At 42.8% G+C, this 16420-nt stretch carries 18 protein-coding genes and 2 pseudogenes; 17 read left to right on the top strand and 3 right to left on the bottom strand.

All coding sequences use genetic code 11. The features are described from left to right. The first annotated feature begins 72 nt into the window (after positions 1-72). Positions 73-1433 (top strand): IS3 family transposase gene (locus MKY42_RS08100; protein ID WP_339843955.1). Its coding sequence is split into 2 segments (ribosomal slippage): positions 73-529 and positions 529-1433, totalling 1362 coding nucleotides; the frame shifts between segments, so codons are not numbered across the junction. Between the two features lie 153 nt (positions 1434-1586). On the opposite strand, the gene MKY42_RS08105 is transcribed toward MKY42_RS08100, so the two are convergent. Together MKY42_RS08105 and MKY42_RS08110 are read right to left on the bottom strand one after the other, a co-directional pair. Continuing rightward, the gene (locus MKY42_RS08105; protein ID WP_090894686.1) at positions 1587-2012 is read right to left on the bottom strand and encodes an exosporium protein C; all 426 of its coding nucleotides are present in this window, start codon (positions 2010-2012) and stop codon (positions 1587-1589) included. Between the two features lie 148 nt (positions 2013-2160). Next, positions 2161-2373: pseudogene (locus MKY42_RS08110) on the bottom strand (ABC transporter ATP-binding protein); the annotation flags it as partial. Here MKY42_RS08110 and MKY42_RS08115 point away from each other — a divergent pair. From MKY42_RS08115 to MKY42_RS08125, 3 genes are all read left to right on the top strand, one after another. Then, entirely contained in the window at positions 2294-2632 is a 339-nt protein-coding gene (locus MKY42_RS08115) for a tyrosine-type recombinase/integrase (RefSeq protein ID WP_339850291.1), read from the top strand. The pseudogene MKY42_RS08110 and the gene MKY42_RS08115 sit on opposite strands and share 80 nt — an antisense overlap. Before the next feature lie 521 nt (positions 2633-3153). After that, the gene (locus tag MKY42_RS08120) at positions 3154-3702 is read left to right on the top strand and encodes an ATP-binding protein (protein WP_339850293.1); all 549 of its coding nucleotides are present in this window, start codon (positions 3154-3156) and stop codon (positions 3700-3702) included. 210 nt (positions 3703-3912) lie between these two features. Next, positions 3913-4332: a 3-hydroxyacyl-ACP dehydratase FabZ family protein gene (locus MKY42_RS08125; RefSeq protein ID WP_090894699.1), complete on the top strand. Its 420-nt coding sequence runs from the start codon at positions 3913-3915 to the stop codon at positions 4330-4332. A 272-nt stretch (positions 4333-4604) separates the two neighbouring features. Here MKY42_RS08125 and MKY42_RS08130 read toward each other — a convergent pair whose 3' ends face one another. After that, positions 4605-5306 carry an NAD(P)H-binding protein gene (locus tag MKY42_RS08130; protein WP_090894701.1) on the bottom strand — a complete coding sequence of 234 codons (702 nt, stop codon included), beginning with the start codon at positions 5304-5306 and terminating at the stop codon, positions 4605-4607. A gap of 178 nt (positions 5307-5484) precedes the next feature. Between MKY42_RS08130 and MKY42_RS08135 the strand changes: the two genes are divergently transcribed. The 13 genes and pseudogenes from MKY42_RS08135 (at position 5485) to MKY42_RS08195 (ending at position 16224) form a co-directional block, all read left to right on the top strand. After that, complete coding sequence (locus MKY42_RS08135; protein ID WP_090894703.1) at positions 5485-6054, top strand: TetR/AcrR family transcriptional regulator; 570 nt, start codon at positions 5485-5487, stop codon at positions 6052-6054. Between the two features lie 573 nt (positions 6055-6627). After that, on the top strand, positions 6628-7227 hold the full coding sequence (locus MKY42_RS08140; RefSeq protein WP_339852799.1) for a DUF4367 domain-containing protein: 600 nt from the start codon (positions 6628-6630) through the stop codon (positions 7225-7227). Between the two features lie 318 nt (positions 7228-7545). After that, positions 7546-8100: a hypothetical protein gene (locus MKY42_RS08145; protein ID WP_090894708.1), complete on the top strand. Its 555-nt coding sequence runs from the start codon at positions 7546-7548 to the stop codon at positions 8098-8100. An 8-nt stretch (positions 8101-8108) separates the two neighbouring features. Continuing rightward, positions 8109-8309: pseudogene (locus tag MKY42_RS08150) on the top strand (hypothetical protein); the annotation flags it as partial. A 329-nt stretch (positions 8310-8638) separates the two neighbouring features. Further along, positions 8639-9379 carry a cyclase family protein gene (locus tag MKY42_RS08155; RefSeq protein WP_177185639.1) on the top strand — a complete coding sequence of 247 codons (741 nt, stop codon included), beginning with the start codon at positions 8639-8641 and terminating at the stop codon, positions 9377-9379. A gap of 47 nt (positions 9380-9426) precedes the next feature. Continuing rightward, positions 9427-9966, top strand: coding sequence for a hypothetical protein (locus tag MKY42_RS08160; protein ID WP_090894715.1), 540 nt, complete (start codon positions 9427-9429; stop codon positions 9964-9966). Positions 9967-10146: 180 nt separating this feature from the next. Further along, on the top strand, positions 10147-10743 hold the full coding sequence (locus MKY42_RS08165) for an AAA family ATPase (RefSeq protein WP_339852802.1): 597 nt from the start codon (positions 10147-10149) through the stop codon (positions 10741-10743). A gap of 279 nt (positions 10744-11022) precedes the next feature. Further along, positions 11023-11301: a hypothetical protein gene (locus MKY42_RS08170; protein WP_339850301.1), complete on the top strand. Its 279-nt coding sequence runs from the start codon at positions 11023-11025 to the stop codon at positions 11299-11301. Positions 11302-11437: 136 nt separating this feature from the next. Further along, positions 11438-12478, top strand: coding sequence for an iron-siderophore ABC transporter substrate-binding protein (locus MKY42_RS08175; protein ID WP_339850304.1), 1041 nt, complete (start codon positions 11438-11440; stop codon positions 12476-12478). 1 nt (position 12479) lies between these two features. Next, positions 12480-13256 (top strand): (2Fe-2S)-binding protein, encoded by a 777-nt coding sequence (locus MKY42_RS08180; RefSeq protein WP_090894723.1) that lies wholly within the window; start codon positions 12480-12482, stop codon positions 13254-13256. Between the two features lie 45 nt (positions 13257-13301). Continuing rightward, positions 13302-15023 carry a helix-turn-helix domain-containing protein gene (locus MKY42_RS08185; protein WP_090894726.1) on the top strand — a complete coding sequence of 574 codons (1722 nt, stop codon included), beginning with the start codon at positions 13302-13304 and terminating at the stop codon, positions 15021-15023. An 8-nt stretch (positions 15024-15031) separates the two neighbouring features. Beyond that, a complete protein-coding gene (locus tag MKY42_RS08190) occupies positions 15032-15166 on the top strand; it encodes a hypothetical protein (protein WP_339850310.1) in 135 nt (44 codons plus the stop codon). Between the two features lie 452 nt (positions 15167-15618). Continuing rightward, positions 15619-16224 (top strand): oxidoreductase, encoded by a 606-nt coding sequence (locus tag MKY42_RS08195; protein ID WP_339850313.1) that lies wholly within the window; start codon positions 15619-15621, stop codon positions 16222-16224. Positions 16225-16420 lie beyond the last annotated feature (196 nt).

The following is a 16420-nucleotide window of genomic DNA, read 5'->3' on the forward strand; positions in this document are numbered from 1 at the left end:
AAAGCAGCCCATCCTCTGATGAACTGCACCCCAATTGTTAGACACCATCTAACAATTGGAGGTGCAGTTTTTTTGTCAAAATTTAATTTAGACTTGAAAATAGAAGCTATTCATCAATATTTATCAGGAAATGAAGGGATTAAAAGCATTGCGAAATCCTTAGGAATTAATCATGAAATCCTGCGTATGTGGATCAAGCAATACGAATATCACGGTTTAAAAGCTTTTGAAAAAACCTATACAGCTTACTCTCTAACCTATAAACTAGACGTACTCAACTATATGAACGAAAATGGGACGTCTCCAAATGAAGCTGCGGTCATTTTCAATATCTCTTCTCCAGGGGTTATTCGAAGGTGGCGCAGTCAGTTCAATGAAAATGGGATCGACGCCCTAAAACCAAAGATAAAGGGGCGTCATTGTATGACGGATAAGAATAAAAAAGGACTTCAAAAGCAAGAACCTGCTGAGGGATCGACTGAAGCTCTACAAGCTGAATTAGAACGTTTGCGTATGGAAAACGCCTACTTAAAAAAGTTGAATGCCTTAGTTCAAAACAAGGAAAAATCACCAAACAAGACAAAGCGCAAGTCGTCTATGAATTAAGGCTTGAATTCCCGGTGGTTGCATTATTAGCGTTCGCTGAAGTCCCACGTAGTACCTTCTATTACTGGGTGAAGCAGTTTGACAAGCCCGATCTAGACGCAGACCTGAAACTCCTTATTCAATCCATTTATGAGGAACATCACGGGCGTTATGGATATCGTCGTATCTGTGATGAACTAGTTAATCGTGGACATCGAGTTAACCATAAAAAAGTACTGCGTATCATGAAAGAATTAGGCTTGAAATCAGTGGTGCGTATGAAGAAATATCGTTCCTATAAAGGAACTGTAGGTAAAATTGCACCCAACGTACTGGATCGTAATTTTCTAGCAAAAAAACCAAATGAGAAATGGGTTACGGATATTACAGAGTTCAAGTTGTTTGGAGAAAAGATGTATTTATCACCTGTTCTGGACTTGTATAACGGTGAGATTATTACGTACACAGTAGGGTCTCGCCCTACGTATTCCTTAGTCTCCGAGATGCTAAATAAAGCCTTTAAACGCTTGTCCAACGAGGATAAACTCCTCCTGCATTCGGATCAAGGCTGGCACTACCAGATGAAACAGTATCGACAGGCTTTAAAGGGACAAGCGATTACCCAGAGCATGTCACGCAAAGGGAATTGTTATGATAACGCAGTAATGGAGAACTTCTTTGGCATTATGAAGTCAGAGTTTTTTTATCTTCATGAATTTGAAAGTGTAGATCACTTCAAACAAGAGCTAGCACGATACATGGATTACTACAATCACAAACGCATCAAGTCAAAACTAAAAGGCATGAGTCCGGTACAATACCGGGCTCATGCCCAACAAATTGCATAAAAATATTTGTCTAACTTTAAGGGGTCACTTCACTGACGAGAACGAGCTGCTTATTACTTTTCTATCTCTTTTTCCATCTTAGAGTACTTATTCCCTCAAAATTGAGGTTTTTATAGGCTATCATTCAAGTGCTGAGAATTGGGGAAAATGGTATCAGGTTCTCGTTTTAACGGCTAGCCCACTAAACGATATAGGCCCAACAACATCGGCTCTTGTATTTGCAGTAAGGTTTTCTGCTGTGACTGTGTAAACATGAGAACCGGCTTTTACATTTCTATCTTCTGCCTGGAACGTAACTGCATAATTTTGTTCAGAACCACTAGATTCGATACCTTGTTGGGTGTTGAAAATCTCTCTTCCATCGCGGAAGACTCTAAAGAGTATTTGCGCAATGCCAGTGACACCTCGAACCCCAACGGTTGCTACTAAATCTACCCGATTAGGTTGAGCATTGACTGGAATCCGTAAAGTGATTGTTGCAAGGCGAGATCTTGCTGGTGAACGCCGGATAATAAACGAGTTTGCTAAGTTGAACCTACGGCGCGGCTGTACGGCAGCTTTATCGAGAATACGTACCAAAATATCAACTCCTCTTGTTTGATATCTTTAAGATATGTTGGACACATAGAGAGTGATTGGACAATGATATAAGATGTGTGTTAGGTCGTCTGATTCCCTAATAGGGATGAGGGGGCCTTCTTTTTTTCCCTTACAGTGCTATTTTTTATCATTGAAGCTGATCTTTATTTATTTTTCCATCAACAATTTCGATGATGCGATTGCATCTTTTGGCGACTTCCAGATCATGGGTTACGATAATGACGGTTTTTCCTTCCTGTTGGAGCTGCTGCAATAGATTCATGATCTCCTCTCCGGTTTTTCGTTCCAGATTTCCAGTCGGCTCATCGGCCAGAATTAATTCAGGTTCTCCGACCAAAGCTATCGCGAAGGTAAGTATTCATGCCCAGAGGCACTCCCTCGCCACTCATTTGCTGGAGAATGGGACAGAACTACGGTACATTCAGGAGCTACTCGGTTATACAAGAGCGAGAACAACTCAGCAGTTAGTAAGAAAAGTATTCAGCGTATTCAAAGCCCGTTGGATCGGATGGACATGGGGATTGAGTGATTCTCTAAATATTCCTTTTTCCCTAATTTTTTCTACGCAAATGCCACAACATGGGTTATCATATACGTAGTTCAGATACGTGACCGAATGTTTGGTATTTACGAAGTACATAAATTAGCTGTTATCTGCAATCAGGCTATAAGATAAAGCGTTTTATAGAAGGGGAATTGAATGATACAAATATTAGAAGAGCCGACAGGAGTAACATATAAACAATTAATATCTTTGGCATTTACCATATGTGATGAGTTCATATTAGTCAAAAGAGATCAAATTGAATTGAGTGAAAAAGCAAAACATTCATTGAGGAACTACAACACATATAAAAGAGATTACAAAGCAAGAAGAATGGTTAGTGACAATAGTACACGAAAATGAAGGATTTATAAAGACAACGGAACGCCAGGAGATATTAAAAATCAGAGCAATTGAAGGCATGATGATTTATTAGTATTTCGAAGAAGAGCCTGACAACATATAACATAGTATGCAAGCAGCGGCTCCTTCTGGAGCCTAGGTCTGCGGGAAGGATTTCGGAGAGGAATTTAAGAAGCAGATAACCCCACCCCAAAAGAAATAGGAGAGAATCTTATGGATCGCTTGGTAGTCATGACGGTTGGGAAAACTCATAGTGGCAAAACCACCTTTGCCAAAGAATTAGAATCCGTATTACAACAATCTATTGTAATTGATCAAGATAATCATGCTGAATTTATTAATGAGCACTACAAGAAACTTCGTCCTATAGAAGGTCCGAACACTTTAAAATTCTCTGTAACTGACGCAATTGTTAACTATGCTACGGAGCAAAGCAATTTCCACATTATTTTAAGTAACTCTAATTTGAATAAATCAGGAAGAGCAAAAGTTCTCCGATATTTTCATAATAAAGGATTTAAAAGTATAATTGTTTATTTTGATTTACCCAATGATTTACTGAAAGAACGTGTTATACGCTCCCAAAGAAGCAAAGCTATATTTAGAAGTGCATCAAGCTTTTTGGAAGTATTGGAGAGACAAGAAAATTTGTCAGAAATAGAACCAAGTAAAGATGAAGCAAATTATATATTTATCATTAATGACCTCAATAATACCGTGGGAATTATTCAACAAATAATAGCAATCACTGGTACTAGATGATTCGATGAAGGCCGATCCTTCAGATAACATTATATCCACGCTGCGGGGCTTACACCCCTTGATCGTCCGATGTATAATCATGGTAGATAATCGGACTTACACGAGCCGACCTAAGATAGGAGCTATCTAAGGCCAGCTCGCGTCGTGAATACAAAGACGTTATCGGGAAAAGTATTATGAGCTGAAAGATGACTTAAGGGAGTTCCAAACATGACAAAAATACCAAACGTTTTACCTCACAGGTATCCTTTTTTATTTGTAGATCAAATTCTTGAAATTGAACAGAACAAGTGGGTTAAGGGATACAAGAACATAACAATTAATGAATGGTTCTTTTATGAAAATAATAATTCAGTTCCAAGCACTTTGATTATCGAGGGCCTTGCCCAATTGGGGGCATTTGCAACAATGTCAAACAATAACGGGCTAGGCTTCTTGTCCGCTTTAAAGGGTATTGAAGTTCTAGGCCAGGCATACCCAGGTGATCGATTAGATTTGTACTATAAGGTTTTAAAGAACAAAAGAGGCTTCATTATTGGAGAAGGAGTAGCTACTGTGGGGAATAAAGTCATTATAAGAGCAGATGAAATTATGATATACTTACAAGCCAACACCGAGTATGTATATTGAGGAAAAGGAAAAAATCCGATAACAACGCATTCAAGTTGATGGACTGTCGTTCCTTGGTCCGCCCGGGGTTTTCGACGAGGTTCCGGGCTTTATTTCGGAAGAAGTGAAAATCGATATTCACACATCAGACTTCCGTCCTTGGACCAAGTAGGAGAACAGCACCTCAACACACGCTGGGTCGTATTGCAATTTTTGAATTTCTTCAAGGCAGTGTGCTGTGGTGTTGTAATAATGACAAAGAAAATGAAATTAATATGCCATCGCTATCAATCTTACCGTCCTACATTAACAATCCTTCTTGTCCACTCGGGCTCACTGGTCGCCGCACGCACCAGGCAGTCGGCACAGTCTTCAAAGGGAAGCGCCCCGAGCGGGTTGATGCGAGCCAGTGGTCCTGCCGTATAGTGCAACGTACCCTCCGCATATTGAAGCACGGATGCACGTACAATGACCCAATCCAGTTCACTCTGGATGAGTGCTTTCTCTGCCATACTTTTATCCTGAATCGCCTTCCGAAAGATGCTGCGCATCAGACACACCGCCAACCCGTTGAAAAGAGAAAGCTCTTTCCCATCGCTCAAATTAATGCCGCTCTGCATAACTATGCGCTTCACACCTGTACGCTGACAGGCTGAAACGATATTTGGAATTCCTTCGGACATGACCGTACCTGGTGAGAAATTAGCCGCGATTGTATGTATTCCAGCTCTGATATTTCCCAAGTTCTTCGCGGCGGACTCCGGCGACAAATTACTGGGAGGACCTATGCAGCTGATCACAACGTCTGCCCCCGTAATGGCGTTGACCATGCTATGTTCGTCTAATACATCTCCTTTTCTAACGGTGAGTCCCTCTTTTGGCGATAGGGATTCCGGCCGACGAGCAACGCCGATAATCTCGTGTCCTAAAGCAAGCGAACGGTCCATTACTTTCCTTCCAGTTCCTCCTGTAGCCCCAATAACTGCAATTTTCATGTTTGTTAACTCCATTCCCATTCATGCATAAATGCACGATAGTGTATTATTTATCATGTATGTATAATGGTATACAGAAATAAAAACGCTACAAGTCTTAAAAAGTCGGATTTCGTGCATTAGTTCACAGGTTCACTGAAATTGTGTAAGAACTATGAAGAAAACTGGGGGTTTTCAAGTGTTAAAGGTGGATCGAAGGGTACGTAAATCCCAGGAAGCCATCAAAATGGCAGTTATTGAACTGATGATTGAAAAGGATTTTGATCAAATCACGATACAAGATATCTCCGACAGAGCGGATGTTAGCCGCAGAACGATCTATCTTCATTACACGGACAAATTCGATCTTCTCGATAAGCTCATCGAAGAACATATTACGAACCTGCGCGAGATCTGTGAATCTACAGAAGATGATGCTGGTTATAACGATATGGGGTTAGTGTGGTTCGAATATTTTGAAAATCATTCTTTATTTTTCTCCGCATTGCTGGCGAGTAAAGGAAGTTCTTTTTTCCGAAATCAGTTTCTGGCCTTTTTCATCGGAGAATTGGAGAAAGGGAACAGTGTATCCGAAGGTGGAAGCATTGCAGCAATAACGGAAGGGATAAATGTTGAGGTTCAGTTTCTGGGGGCGGCGATTGTTGGCGTAGTAGAATGGTGGTTTAAAAAAGAAAAGCCACTTCCTCCATCCGTTATGGCGGAGCGTATAGGTGCATTGCTCGAAAGGAATCTGGATACGGATAATTGAAAGAAGCTGCATGCGATTGGTATCATGCAGCGGGGAGGAGCGCCACGACGACGTGATCGTGGCGCTTATTGGCGTGCATCACAGTTGCACCAACGTGATGCTGCACGTTTTGGGCATCACGAGTAGCCGTCGTGATGCACGCACATGCTGACATCACGGTCATGCACCCGTGATGTCAGCATGAGCCCCGCGATCACATATCGCGGGGTAACCTACCCATGAGGTGCTGCACCCAATGGGAGCAGCACCTCACCCTTACGCGGCTTGTTACTGTACAGCCGCGTCCCGCTTCACCTTTTACAAAAAAAAGTGAATCGCCCTTCTATTTCCCTGACGAAAGTTCTGGCTGGAAAGCAAGGCACATTAACAAGACAGCACAACCTAAGCGCAAAATAAGTGTGGTTGATAATCCTGAATTGACAATGCTGAGAGAAAATGTCATGTTTTTAACATAAAAGTGAAGCTATTTTGAACGATGAGTATATATCCCAAAAGCAAAGGAGTGAGCACGTATGGAAATTAAAAATAAAAGCGGTGATTTTCTTGGGAAAATTCAGATCGAATCGCTTGAAAGTGATCATATCATGGACCATATCATACGTGATCTGCGGCCGGGTGGATGGGAAGGCGATTTATATTGCGGATGCCACAGAAAACCAATTCACGCAGCAAACAAACTATGCAGCTGTTGAGTGGGAGCATGGCTTGGATCGGTTATCGGAAACATTATCTCTGTGGCGCCCAAGGTTTCCGGCTCATGTTGATGTGCACACCATTCAAGTCTATTATGGGTTCGATAATCTAACACCGGATGAGATAGATGAAATGGTGGAAGAAAGCAAAACATCTGGACAAAATGTTGTGGTGCGCGACCTGAAACCAAACACCAAGCTTGTGGGTGTCCGTATCACGTACAAAGAATACGGTACGTTTAAACTTAACATTTTCGGAACGACCAAAAGCCGAATTCAACTGTCTGACCATGAACTGTCTCAGGTGAAATCATTGCATGTACGGGGTGCGGAAGCATTTTACTTTTCAAATCACGGAACAGATCGCTTGATTTGGATTGAAGAGGGAAGCAGCAGAAAGGCGCTGCAGTATGAACTCATCGGCCAGCAGACGTCGGCAGAGAAATTAATCCAAATTGCAGAATCGATGAATGTTCAGTAATACAGTGAGAGGACAGATTAAAAGATGAGGTAAAATGATGGGTGTAAGGAAAAAATATAAACGCAAGATCATCGTTTTAGTCGATTGTTGTATTTGTACGTGGAACCGGATATTGATGATGAAGGGATCATTAAATATGAATTGTCACACCAGGCTTGATTGGGGAGATTATTGACTGGTGTCTTTTGAAAGACAAAGAGATCAGAAGGGTGAACTGGAAAGGCGAAATCTTTACATTAGAATGAAATGTTTAAATGGAGATGGGAGTCAATCATCTGATGAAGTCACAACAAGTCACAACATGTTTCTGGAGGAGTCATGGGGACAGACATTTGGTTTTATGTAGAAAAAAGACACTACCAAAGAGAATATCAATGGACGAATGGCAGCGTGATCGAGATTCCCAAGAGTGAAAAAGAACTGAATGATACAGCCCGCTGGGTCAGTGAGGATCGCTGGAAGGTTAATCCTAACCACTACCTGTACCCGGAAGAAGATATTTCTCAGCTCATACTAAGTGATCCAAGTGAATTTTATAGAGGGAATAGAAATTATGATCTATTTGGTATTTTGTCTAATACTAGAAATGACCGCAATCTTAAATTTATATCCTCTCCGCGAGGCTTACCGACTGATCTGTCTCCTGAATTACGCGAAGTTGCATTGGAGAATAAGGATGACTTCTATGACCACAGCTGGCTTCTAGTAGAGGAATTATTGCATTTCAAATGGGACGAGCGCTTTTATTGTGATACGTTCATGGAATACAGAAATGTTAAACACGTATGTTCCGATTTCATTCATGAAACTATCCCGAAACTGTCAGCGTTAGGAGAGCCCAAAGATGTGCGGGTGATTTTCTGGTTTGGTTAGTAAAAGCTAAATATGGAGGGAATGATTCCGAGCGTATTATGAAGGCTGTAGAAGAAGTGTTGGTTACCTTTAACGAAATGAATGAGGCCAATGATTATTTTATTGAGACGATGGAACGTGAAGAATTGGCTGATTTTATCGACAAGGCGGCTAGGCTGGCTGGATTAGAGATTGAAGAGGACGAAGATATTACGGAAGAATGGAGAGACTCAAACGAAGCTATACATTGGCAAACGTTAATAAAACATAGCGATTGTTTTCATGATCAATCTGGTGTGGGATAAATTCTGGAAGGGGGCAAAATATGTTTGCGGAGCTCTTTAACAGAGTACAAGAGAGAGCATGTGAGATTATTGGTTTCCATCGTTACACTCCGACTAGAGAAAAGTTGATAGAGGTCTCCAAAGACGGAATGCATAAGGGGAAACTAGCGGCCAAACGAGCACTAGTCAGAATGAGAGAATAAAAGATGTAAAAAGAAGTATGCGAGATGAGTAGAGCAGAGCAGTAAGTTTACTCAAGTATGGAGGTGTTTCTTTTGCAATCTTCTGAGCTTGTCCATCAATTTATGAATTGTTTTAATCAACTGAACGTATACGATATTTCACCCGTATTTGAAACGAATATGCCGGGATTTCATCATCATCCATCTCTCGGCATTGTGGAGAATCATCGCAACTTCTGCCATCATGGATACTATGCACAGACGTTAATCATATCAGAGCATACGGGCTCACATGTGGATGCCCCAGTGCATTGTCACGGAGAACAGGCAGCGATTGATCAACTTCCGGTGGATTGCCTGATTGGTCCCTACAAGAAATATGATCTGGAAAATTTCACTCTTGAAGCAGGCAAACCTGTTGGATTGGACATGATCCGAGAGGTAGAGAAGCGGGATAACTTCACTCTTCAGGCAGGTGATATTGTGCTGATTGACTTTGGCTGGGACCAATACTATAAGCCGGATGCGAGCGGCAAGGAGAGAGACTGGTGGGGGAAAAATGAGCCTGGACTCACCCGTGAGGTGTGCAAATATTTTTACGAGTCGGGCATTAAAGCTATTGGAGCAGATACACCAGGGGTAGATATTTGTATGGTGAACGGGGAAATCCTGAGCGCTCCAGGTCATGTAGAATATTTTTTGCCTAACCATATCTTGATCATGGAAGGGTTCAGCAGAATGAATCAGGCTCCAGCAGCAGGCATATTTATGGCACTTCCTTTGAAAATTAAAAATGGATCAGGCTCACCTATTCGTCCAATTTTATTGGCGTAGTCACCTGGGAGATTAGGCTGAAGGCTAGTAGACAAGGAGTTCTCGACATGAAAATAGAACCTAATAAAGAGTTTGCTTGTAAGCTAGGCATTATGCTGGGGAGTAAATTAATCTGGTACAAGCATTTTCAGCCTTTTTGTGATGACATGATCCTTGCATACACGAAACCGCCGTATTGGATCATCGAGTTAGCTGCGGTGCGTTATCAAGGCAGTGCTATTGAAATCGTTAACAAATACATTCATTCAGAACCTTGTATTACTTATTACAATAGTAAACATTTCGATCAATACATTGCTTGTTTGTACATAAAGTACGAAAGAAGAGAAATATCCTGGGCCAGCTTTCTGCTGGAATCTGGTCAGTATGCTGACAGTTGTGAAGCTGTGAAAGAGCCTTGTGAATACTTTTTTGATCTGTTAAGTCAATATGAAGCTGAAGAATTCAACATGGAGCTTGAACATAAACAAAGAGAAGAGATAAAAGATAAGTTTCGAAACGAAATTATTGAAATGCAGGAGATTAATGATGTGTTTAGGGAGTATTTTAAACAATATATTATGAAGGAAAGAGAAGTATCTAATTAACTTGGCAGAAGATTTCGTTGGAAAAATGATTCATGGGACACATAGCTTCGAACCAAATCTTTTATTCGATTCTGGTTCTAGGATGTATAAAAGCTATAAGGGAAGGCCTTATGACTTGGGAATTTTTTTGGTATGTGATTTGAATGGCAGCACCAATTCTAATGATAAGGGTGGATGAATATGGAACGAGGACTCATTATATTTTTGAACGGAACGTCAAGTGCGGGGAAGACAAGCATCGCGATGGAATTGAAAAATCAGGGAGAGGTTCCGTTTCATCATCTGTCTGTAGATCAATTTGCCCAAAATTATGATCAGTTTATCGACAATACATACCCAGATATGAAACCAACGAGAGAAGTGGAACACCATGTGATGACAGATATCCTGTTCGACCCTATCAATTCGTTGTACTGTGCAACCATTAAACTGTTTTCGGAAATGGGTTTGAATGTCATCGTAGATACGGTCATCAGCAATGACAAGTGGTTTAACGGTTTTTATGATTTACTATCGGATTATCCGATATTGTTTGTAGGTGTGCAGTGCTCGAAAGAAGAACTCACCAGAAGAGAGCAGAGCAGGGGAGATCGTGAGATTGGACTTGCCCATTCCCAGTTCGACTACATCTACTCTTATGATGAATATGATCTGGAAGTGAATACGGAAGAGCTTAGCTCAGCTGCATGTGCGGAAAAGATATTAAGTTATATATATTCCGAGCAGGAATACTTGGCATTTAAGAAGTTAAGCAGAAGAGAGGTGAAAACATCGTAATAGAAATGAATTTAAGACCAAAGCGGGTAAGCTGGCGTTTTGATGATGAGGTTAGGTCGGATCATCCGAGAGAATGCTGAACGTTTTTGATGAAGAAGATAAATTGATCGAGGCATCAAGGGAATATCCAGAGTAGCTTCGAAATGATGAGTTCTATATCAGATGTGTTAATACATGTTATGTTTCAAATGATTGGAAGGTTGTCTGATTCTCTATGGAATAGAGAAGGGCCTTCCTCTTTTTGATTTTATAATTTTGGTGGACAAGGGGGAGAACGCTATGAATCCTGAAGATCATATTCAACACATGTTACAGGCAATCATTGAAAAAACACAATCCATTATCAACGATAGTCATAAACAATCCTTCGGCTCTTTGGAGTATTTCTTGGAACATGTTCTATTGTATCGAGATAAACAGCAATACATGTCTAACGAGTGGCATATCCGCACACCGCGCTGGCTAGGGGAGTATGGAAATACGCCGGAGGAAGAAGAGCTTCTTTCAGACATTTACCGACTGCAAGCGTATATCGCTGAGAAATTAAAGGGCGGATAAGTCGCTCGCCATGTCGTATTAGTCCGGCCCAAATGTCGCAAAAGTACATGGTAACGCGATGCGGAGATCGTTTATACTCTCTTTATGTTTCGATAATGAAAATCATTATCAGTATTATGCATAAGGGGGATTCATCATGAATCAAGGAACAAAGGGGCAGGCTGCCGGAAGCAAGGCATATGCTGCGCACAAATCACGATTATTCATGGGCTTGATGCTGGCCCTTATTCTTGTCCTGACGGCTTGCGGTGCCGGAACAGGTACAGATAGCGGCAAACCGTCTGCGGCAACGCCAGCGGAGACACCTGCGAATGCAGAAACTCAGACTGACGGAGCTTTTCCCGTAACGATCACGCATATGAAGGGTGAGCTGACGCTAAACGAAAAACCTAAGAAAATTGCGGTGCTTGATGTTAAGTTTCTCGATCAAATGTTAGCTGTTGGCGAGAAGCCGGCTGGCAGTGTCATCGCTGGAGGCAACACCGATTTTCCTGAATACTTAGGAGATCAGCCGAGTGATGTACAGGTTCTGGGTACACGGGACGAGCCTAATCTGGAAGCAATTGTAGCCTTGGACCCGGATCTGATTATCATGACGGACTTCCAGGAGAAGCAGTATGAGAGTGTAAGCAAAATTGCACCTACCCTGGTACTTGATTTTTACGAAGACTGGCGTGATACGTTAGCCACAGTTGCTAAGATTACAGACAAGCAGGACGAGGCAGAGACGGTGCGTAAAGCGTATGAGGAAAAAGTTGCTGGATTGAAGACCAAGCTTGCGGAGAAGTTGGGTGATGAAACGGTAGCGCTGATTCGTCCGAGAAAAGAAGGCATTCGTGTTCATGGTATCGAGCATCGCACAGGTGGCATTCTTTATCAGGATTTGGGCTTGAAAATGCCTGCACTCGTTGAGGGAATCAAGGATGATACCTCCGTTGAAATCTCGATGGAGAAGGTTCCTGACATTGGGGCAGATCGTTATTTTGTTCTGTCGGATGAGCTGTTTGCCGCAGAGGCAGAGGCTATGATGAGTAATCCCGTGTGGAAGTCCCTTGATGCTGTGAAAAATAACCGCACGTATGACGTAAACTCAACACTGTGGATTGCATACTACGGACCGCTTGCGATTAATCTGATTGTAGATCAGGCATCGGAAGCCCTGCTCGGATCGAACTAATATGAACCCATATCTCTCGACAGACTTATGGAAAGAGACCGTGGAGGATCATTCGATTTTGCTTGGTGAGCCGCCTGAACATAGTGTCCGTACCATTGCTCTAAGTGAACTGCATGACGAAGCGGCATGCCGAGAGTATATCAGCTGGTTTCAGGAGTACATCGATGCCCCTGACATGAAGGTTGCCGCTTCCATGTTAGCCAAGCGAATTGGCTATCTGTGGACGGCTCCGCTGATGACCGCGATGACTTTTCATCACCAGCATGTTTCGTTTCAGCTGGAGAACAGCTTTCTCTATCATCCGAAGCTCGAAGAACATGAGGGCGGTACACGATTTCCTTTTCTAGCAGTGAACGGAATTGGGGCTGAAGCACTGACTGGAGACAGGAACGTGTGGCGGGAAAAGGTGGTCGAGGAGATGTTTGCGGTACAGCATACACCCCTGTTAAAGACGCTTGCTGCGATTGCGCCTCTTTCCATGAGTATTCTCTGGGAGAACATTATGGTACGCATTGGCCCGCTATATACGCCTGATGCCGACGAGACAGAGCAGGATAGTGAGCACATCCAGGCGGACTTTTCATATCTGACGCAAGTGGCGTCCGGGCAAGTGTTCGGTGTGAGAAAGAATCCGTTGACCCGCTTCACCGATTGTAAGGACAATGTGCACGTTGCGAAAAGCGAGCGGATCACCTGTTGTTTTTATTATCAAATGTCAGGGGAATATTGCAGAAAATGTCCGAAAATTGACAATGAGAATAAATCTCAATTAAAATGACAACAGCAACAACTTTACCTTTGCTATTGTCAGGAGATGAGAGAAATGCCGCTGCAAGAACAGACAAGTCTATGGAGTGATACGACGATCAAGATGCTTGACGGGTATAGCGGTACTTTGCAGACAGGCAGTGTTCTTAGCGAAACTCAATTAACTTCAAATGTGCTGCTGCTGGCATGCGGAGGGGAAGGGGAGCTTGCAATGAATGGTGAGGTTTGCCACATTGGAGCTTCTTTTGCCTGTCATGTGGTGGAGGGCACATCCTTCACGCTGACCGCCAGATCAGACGAACTTTATTATATCGTGATCATGTACAAGGCTTCTTCCATGGAAGGAGCCTCTCATGTTATACCCTCGTATCGCAAACACCCACTGCAAACTTCGTTTATTCAGAACCCTGTGACTCAAGCGGAATGGATCGAGAATGCGGAAAAAATCGTTGCCAAATGGCGCCGCGGCGAAGGGCTGGAACGTTTTTATGCCAATGCGTTGCTCCAGGTGATGATCTACGAACTGATCATGGAGTATGAATGTGGTCAAGGCGGAGCAGAGTCCGACATGGTGGATGTTGTCGTGTCATATATATCATCGCATTATCGTCAGAATCTGGAGCTGAAAGAGCTGGCAGCCCTTGCCGGATGCAGTGTAAGACAGCTGCAGCGACGATTCAAACAGGAGAAAGAGCTCGGACCAATGGAATACGTCATTCAGCTGCGCATGGAGAGTGCCTCGCGAATACTGCGTCATACGGATGTTTCTATCGGCGAAATTGCTGATAAAATGGGCTATCGCGACATGTATTATTTCAGCAGGGCGTTTAAGAAATATTATGGAATCCCACCACTGCATTACCGGCTTGCCGCCGCTTCGAAAACGGATGCAGACTATGTTCATTCCTTGCTGGGGAATCGTGTAGCTTCTTCGTATGAGTCGGCCCAAGGGCCTGTGATCTGCCATATGCGAGGGGAATATCTTGTCACCGAGTCACCACAGCGTATCGCTGTACTTGATGTCCAGTATGCCGATCATTTGCTTGCGCTTGGGTTGTCTCCAGCGGGAAGTGTAGGAGTAGGAAGTGCAACGTTCCATTTCCCGCAATATATCAGGGCAGGACTTCAGGCTACCGAATTGCTCGGAACGTATGAGTACCCTGATCTGCTTGCAGTGGAACGACTGTCTCCAGATCTGATTATTTGCACCGAGGTGCATGATCAGCACGTTGAACGTCTAAGCCGGATCGCTCCGGTTCTTATGTTTAAGCGTAATGAGAGCTGGCAGACCATTCTAAGCCTGTTCGGTGAACTAACTGGTAAGCGGGCAGAGGCAAAGCGAATACTTGCGGATTATCATCGACGAACCGCATTGCTGTCCGAAGAACTTGCTCCCGTGCTGGCAGGTAAGAGCGTGGCGCTGATTCGTCCGCTTGATTCTCTGGTTCGCGTACATTCTGCCTCGCATCGTACAGGTGCTGTGCTGTACCGTGACCTAGGTTTACCTGTTCCATTATTTGTGGCAGATACCTCCGACACGGCTTATCATATTTCAGTTGACAGGCTACCGGCTGTACATGCCAGCCACTACTTTTTGCTTAGCAATGAGATCATGCAGGAGGGCATATCCGCGACAGAGCAGCGTGTCTGGGGGATGCTCGATACGGATGAGCGACAGCAAATACACTCCGTAGATGCCGCGACATGGATCGGTTGTTATGGGCCAACAGGCATCAATGGCATTGTGGACCAGGTCGCTCAGGCGTTGTTGGCTTAAGCAGGCGGTTGCTGGCGCTAACCGCTTGCAGCGAAAGGCCGTACGCTGCTGGTCGTGGCACCAGCAGCGTGAAGGGCAGCGGGGCATATTACATGCTGCTGGTACATGTGCTGCTGCCAGGTAGGGCGGGCGGCTTGGGGTGAGCGCCGCGATCATTGACGCGGTGCATCCTTTGTGAGGTGCTGGCCGAATTGGGCGCAGCACCTCCCTCTTGATGCGGCTTGCCATTGCACAAGCCGCGATACGCTCTACCTTTTATAAAGTTGATATGTTCCAAAAGCACCGGAAGGTCGTCGGATTCTCTATGGGATGAAGAAGGGCCTTTTTGTTTTATTACTATAATGAAAGGTTCCACTGCATACTCGCATCCTGTACAACCCTGCATATATTCAGCATTCAAAGCCTATTGGATCATCTGGATAAGGGTTTAAGAAAACTAATAAATCTCCCCTATTCGCCAATTTGCCTGCGCAATTGTAACAATATGGGTTATCATATACCTAGTTCAGGCACTAGTAGATGGGATATGTTGTATTTGTGAAATACAAAAATTAGATATTATATGAATTCAATGACATGATTACGAGGTGATTTAATGAGAAAAAATATTGCAATAATCATACTAATGGTTGGATTGATAATAAGCATGTACTTCAACTATCAATTCAAAGCGTACAAAGACAATCAAGAAGTTGATTACGCGGTTAAACTAAATCATGGAACTCAAATTGGTATAAAAGAATCAATCCAGAATTTAGATTATGTGATAAAGAGCTTAGAAGACAATTCTTCGAAGGAAACAGTCATATACACATTAGGGAATCTGGCGGTATCTTTGAAAGTGGGTGAAGAATCATTCATCTTTCTGGATTCCGATTTCAAAGAAGATCAATTATCATCAACCGATTTAATCTATAATGTGTTTAGAGATATGTATTGGTATATAAGAGCAGATATCATAGACGACATTTTATCAAATAAGGTGTCGCTAGAAAAAGAATCGAGAAATCAACTTATTCAGGATATAGGAGTGCTTAAACAAGATTTAGAGTATATTGATAGTCAATTTAACGAGGATATTCTGAAAGAACAAAGTCCTAAGTGGATTGAAAACAAATGGAAAGAGTTAATTGGAGAGATTGTAAATAGGAATAAGGGTTTTAAGTTATATGAAGGAATTAAAATGAAGTACAATCTATAAGTAGTAGTTTGCGGAAGGCAATTGACATCTAGATAACAACATATCTACGCCGTTGCATTCCTTCTTGGTCTGTTGAGGATATTCGAAGAAGTAAAGTTGCTAGGTGACCCCTGCACTACCTTACCGCATCGCGGCAAGTTGCTGCAATCTTTAAGGTAGTGAGGGTTTGTAGATACACGAACGTTATTTGAAATAC

The sequence above is a fragment of the Paenibacillus sp. FSL W7-1088 genome, from assembly GCF_037969855.1.
GTDB lineage: Bacteria > Bacillota > Bacilli > Paenibacillales > Paenibacillaceae > Paenibacillus.

Excerpts from the sequence above, each read along its gene's own strand:
- MKY42_RS08115 (WP_339850291.1), top strand. The coding sequence starts at position 2,294 with ATGATCTCCTCTCCGGTTTTTCGTTCCAGATTTCCAGTCGGCTCATCG.
- MKY42_RS08120 (WP_339850293.1), top strand. The coding sequence starts at position 3,154 with ATGGATCGCTTGGTAGTCATGACGGTTGGGAAAACTCATAGTGGCAAA.
- MKY42_RS08125 (WP_090894699.1), top strand. The coding sequence starts at position 3,913 with ATGACAAAAATACCAAACGTTTTACCTCACAGGTATCCTTTTTTATTT.
- MKY42_RS08130 (WP_090894701.1), bottom strand. The coding sequence starts at position 5,306 with ATGAAAATTGCAGTTATTGGGGCTACAGGAGGAACTGGAAGGAAAGTA.
- MKY42_RS08145 (WP_090894708.1), top strand. The coding sequence starts at position 7,546 with ATGGGGACAGACATTTGGTTTTATGTAGAAAAAAGACACTACCAAAGA.
- MKY42_RS08160 (WP_090894715.1), top strand. The coding sequence starts at position 9,427 with ATGAAAATAGAACCTAATAAAGAGTTTGCTTGTAAGCTAGGCATTATG.
- MKY42_RS08165 (WP_339852802.1), top strand. The coding sequence starts at position 10,147 with ATGGAACGAGGACTCATTATATTTTTGAACGGAACGTCAAGTGCGGGG.
- MKY42_RS08170 (WP_339850301.1), top strand. The coding sequence starts at position 11,023 with ATGAATCCTGAAGATCATATTCAACACATGTTACAGGCAATCATTGAA.
- MKY42_RS08175 (WP_339850304.1), top strand. The coding sequence starts at position 11,438 with ATGAATCAAGGAACAAAGGGGCAGGCTGCCGGAAGCAAGGCATATGCT.
- MKY42_RS08180 (WP_090894723.1), top strand. The coding sequence starts at position 12,480 with ATGAACCCATATCTCTCGACAGACTTATGGAAAGAGACCGTGGAGGAT.
- MKY42_RS08185 (WP_090894726.1), top strand. The coding sequence starts at position 13,302 with ATGCCGCTGCAAGAACAGACAAGTCTATGGAGTGATACGACGATCAAG.
- MKY42_RS08195 (WP_339850313.1), top strand. The coding sequence starts at position 15,619 with ATGAGAAAAAATATTGCAATAATCATACTAATGGTTGGATTGATAATA.